General features: G+C 43.3%; 3 protein-coding genes. 2 read left to right on the forward strand and 1 reads right to left on the reverse strand.

Going from position 1 to position 4,282, the window contains the following annotated elements; all coding sequences use genetic code 11:
- The first annotated feature begins 279 nt into the window (after nucleotides 1–279).
- Both psb27 and O9324_RS00040 read left to right on the forward strand, forming a co-directional pair.
- Nucleotides 280–681, forward strand: coding sequence for a photosystem II protein Psb27 (gene psb27, locus O9324_RS00035; protein ID WP_151695118.1), 402 nt, complete (start codon nucleotides 280–282; stop codon nucleotides 679–681).
- A 281-nt stretch (nucleotides 682–962) separates the two neighbouring features.
- Nucleotides 963–3,332, forward strand: a complete 2,370-nt coding sequence (locus O9324_RS00040; RefSeq protein ID WP_288139156.1) for an endonuclease MutS2 — start codon at nucleotides 963–965, stop codon at nucleotides 3,330–3,332.
- Nucleotides 3,333–3,944: 612 nt separating this feature from the next.
- Here the strand turns inward: O9324_RS00040 and O9324_RS00045 are convergent.
- Nucleotides 3,945–4,067: a hypothetical protein gene (locus tag O9324_RS00045; RefSeq protein ID WP_288139157.1), complete on the reverse strand. Its 123-nt coding sequence runs from the start codon at nucleotides 4,065–4,067 to the stop codon at nucleotides 3,945–3,947.
- Between the last annotated feature and the right edge of the window lie 215 nt (nucleotides 4,068–4,282).

Genomic DNA, 4,282 nt, shown 5'->3' on the forward strand with positions numbered 1-4,282 from the left:
TCTAAAGGTCAAATTTGAAAATTTTTGCCTCAAACCCTATCGGCGTAAGAACTTCAGGATTTTGTGTCCAGTAGTTCATTAGTATTTCATTGCTTGAACTCAGGCTCTGTAAGACTTTTAGCCATAGCTAGTATGTTTATAGGGGGGAAGTCCAGATATTTGGGCTATTTACCCCCCAGTTGACCCCTGATTTTTGCAGCCAGTTGACTCCCATGAAGAACTGGTCACGGTTTCCTGATAGGATAAGGTGACTTGGGATTAACTTATGGTGTTGAAAATATGTCTCTAAAACCTTACATTTCTCGCTTATTAGCTTTGGTTCTCGTCCTGGTCATCGGATTGATGGGTTGTTCTAGTAGTTCGGGGTTAACGGGTAATTATGGAAAGGATACCCTGACGGTGATTGAAACTTTAACCACAGCCCTTGATTTAGTCAAAGATGACCCGAATAAAGCGGCAGTTGAGTCGCAAGCAAAGGAACAAATCAACGATTACATCTCCCTCTACCGACGAGATAAAAAATCCGGGGGTTTGCGTTCTTTCACAACTATGCAAACAGCCTTAAACTCTGTAGCAGGTTATTATACCGCCTACGGTTCCCGTCCCATCCCCGACAAACTCAAACAACGTTTAAAACAAGAATTTAAACAGGTGCAATTCTCTCTCCAGAAAGGAATTTAGATACAGTTATCAGTGATCAGGGGTGAATCTCACGTTTGTGACTTTCTCTCACATATTGGTGAGCAGCAGAAGTCATTCAAAGAGGGCGAATGCAATTCGCCCCTACAATAAATAATATCATCGGGCCAATGGTAGGGGCGCACCGCGTGCGCCCCAAATATCATCTAGATATTTCGACCAAATTGAGATGCACCCGTTATCAGTTATCAGTAGAACTCGACCTAATCAGACCAAATCTGGTTAGACTAGGAATACAAAGCGTATTATAAAAAACTACAAAATTGATTCAAGACGAAACCCTAGAATTATTGGAATGGCCGCGGCTATGTCAACACCTAGCTACTTTTGCAGCGACTAAACTCGGTGCGATCGCGATTCGTCAATTGCCGTTACCAGAAAGCAAAGAGGAAAGTTTAAACCTACTCTGCCAAACCAAAGAAGTTTATAGCTTAGAACAAAAATTAGATAGCCGTCTTTCCTTTGATGGGATTAGCGACATCGGCGATGCCCTAGAAAGGGCGCATCTGGGGGGTTTATTATCGGGACAGGAACTTTTAAATATTGCCACGACTTTAGCCGGAGTGCGACGTTTACGGCGTTTAATTGACGAACAGGAAGATATACCAGTTTTAAAGGAGTTGGTAGCCGAAATTCGCACCTATCCAGAGATAGAACAGGAAATACACCGTTGTATCGATGAAGATGGCCGCATATCCGATCGCGCTAGTCCCCAATTACGGGAAATTCGGGGACAAATGAAGGTGATTAGAGAGCGAATTTACCGAAAATTACAGGATATCATGCAAAAGCAGGGCGGTGCTATCCAAGAAGCAGTCATTACCCAAAGAAGCGAACGCTGGGTGATTCCCGTCAAAGCAGCACAAAAAGAGCAAATACCCGGGATAATTCACGATACTTCCAGCACAGGGGCGACTTTTTACATTGAACCTCACTCTATCGTTGACCAAGGCAATCAACTGCGGCAATATCGTCGTCAGGAACAAATCGAAGAAGAAAAAATCCTGCGGCAGTTAAGTAATCTGATCGCCGAAGCTTTTGAGGATTTAGAATATTTACTAGCGATCGCTACTAGGCTCGATCTGGCCACCGCTAGGGCCCGTTACAGTTTATGGTTAGAGGGTAATCCCCCCCACTTTATCGATGGTTCGGAAACGATTACTTTACGGAATTTGCGTCATCCTTTGCTCTGGTGGCAAAAACACCACGAACAGGGGGGGGAGGTCGTACCGATAAATGTTCAGATTACCCCAGAAATTCGCGTTGTTGCCATCACCGGACCAAATACCGGCGGAAAAACCGTTACTTTAAAAACCCTCGGATTAGCGGCTTTAATGGCGAAAGCGGGCTTGTTTATTCCAGCGCGGGAACCGGTAGAGATACCTTGGTTCGATCAGGTTTTAGCCGATATCGGGGATGAACAGTCTTTGCAACAGAGTTTATCGACTTTTTCGGGTCACATTCGCCGGATTGTCCGCATTTTAGCGGCTTTAAATTCTCGTTCCTTGGTTTTACTCGATGAGGTGGGAGCAGGTACGGATCCGGCCGAAGGAAGTCCTTTAGCGATCGCTATTTTACAATACCTCGCTGATCATAGTTTACTGACGGTGGCTACCACTCACTACGGGGAATTAAAAGCGTTGAAGTATCGAGATTCTCGCTTTGAAAATGCCTCGGTAGAGTTTGATGATCGCACTCTTTCCCCCACTTATCGACTATTATGGGGCATTCCGGGGCGTTCTAATGCTTTAACTATTGCCCAGCGTTTGGGATTAAGTCCTGAAATTGTGGCCGAAGCGAGAAATCATCTGGGAGGGTTATCGGAGGAGATAAATCAAGTAATTGCTGGTTTGGAAGCGCAAAGACGGGAACAGGAGTCAAAAGCTAAGGAGGCTAGTCAATTACTCCAACAAACGGAGAAATTTTATACAGAAGTTTCTACGCGGGCTAATTCTCTACAGGAGAGAGAGCGAGAATTAAAGCGTTATCAGGAGCAGGAGATACAAAAGGCTTTATTATCGGCAAAAGCAGAGATTAATGACGTTATTCGCCGATTGCAATCAGGAACAAAAACCGGTAGAGATGCCCAAAAAGCCACAGAGGAATTAACTGCGATCGCAGAAAGGTTATTACCAAAAACGGAAAAAACTAAGGTTAATTATCGTCCGCAAGTGGGGGAAAGGGTACGCTTGCCCAATTTGGGACAAACTGCCGAAGTTTTAGCAATTTCACCGGAATCAGAGGAGATTTCCCTGCGTTTCGGGATGATGAAGATGACCCTACCCTTAGACCAGATTGAGTCTTTGGATGGTCAAAAAGTGGAAACTGCGCCAAAACCTGCCAAAAATTTGCCCCAAACTCCCACAAAACCCCAGGAGACTCCTTTAATTCGTACTGCTAATAATACCGTCGATATTCGCGGTTCCAGGGTGGCAGAGTCAGAAACGGATATCGAACAGGCGATCGTCAGGGCTACCCCATCGGGTATATTATGGATTATTCACGGTAAAGGTACGGGGAAATTGCGTCAAGGTGTTCACGATTTCCTATCCCGTCATCCCCAGGTAAAACGCTTTCAATTAGCACCCCAAAATGAGGGCGGTTCGGGAGTAACTATCGCTTATTTAACTTAGGGTTTGCCAAAAAGGTTTTTTGTCGGGTTAGAAGTCAGTTATCAGTTATCAGTTATCAGTTATCAGATGCGAGTTTTCAGTTCACTGTTTACTGGACGGCTACGCCGTGCCTTTGGCAACACTGAAAATACTCCCCAACTCCCACTCTACAATAACTGCTGGCAGCCAGAAATACATTGGGTTGTTATCATACTTTGTGCTTTTTGTCAAAAAAACTTTTTTTTTGCAATAAAACTACACAAAAAAAAGATCATCGTTATGGGTGAAATTGACTCATTTACCCGTCTTAATTAGGATCAACTTCTAGGTGTGGCAAGGGTTTCAACCGTTGCTGCCCAAAAAAGCACAAGATAACCCATTATGAAATTCTATCAAATCGCTGTTACCACTGGAACATCGTTGTTAAATAAAAATCTTTCTCAATTAATTCTTAAGAATTTATAAATATTGCGGAATGTTAATTTAAATATTCTCAAGTTTTTGCACTCAATCAATAAAATTTAGTTATCTTTGTCCAACATTGGGTTAGGAGTCAGGAGTCAGGAGTCAGGATATAGGGTGATAGGGTTTTGGGATGATAGGGATTTAGGGGTTTAGGGGTTTAGGGAAATTTCAGCCAAATGCTTCACTTCCCCACTTCCCCACTTCCCCACTTCCCCCCTTCCCCACATCCCCACTTCCCCACTTCCCCACTTCCCCACTTACCCCCTTCCCCACATCCCCACATACCCCCATCCCCACATCCCCAAATACCCCAAACCCAAACTAATTAAAAATTACAGCCAAAAAAGCATAGAATACCCCATTCTGAAATTCTATCAAATCGCTGTAACCTTCATAACATCTTTGTTAATTATTAATGTTTGTGTTTTTTTTGTTATGTTTTTTTTTTTTTTTGTGTTTGTTTTTTTTTTTTTTTTGTTGGTTTTGGTGTTTTTTGTTTGGGTTGG

Origin of the sequence: Microcystis sp. LE19-84.1B (assembly GCF_027531875.1) — a bacterium.
GTDB classification, from domain to species: Bacteria; Cyanobacteriota; Cyanobacteriia; order Cyanobacteriales; family Microcystaceae; genus Microcystis; species Microcystis panniformis.

Coding starts and splice junctions, on each gene's coding strand:
- psb27 (WP_151695118.1), top strand. CDS start 280: ATGTCTCTAAAACCTTACATTTCTCGCTTATTAGCTTTGGTTCTCGTC.
- O9324_RS00045 (WP_288139157.1), bottom strand. CDS start 4,067: ATGGGGGTATGTGGGGATGTGGGGAAGGGGGTAAGTGGGGAAGTGGGG.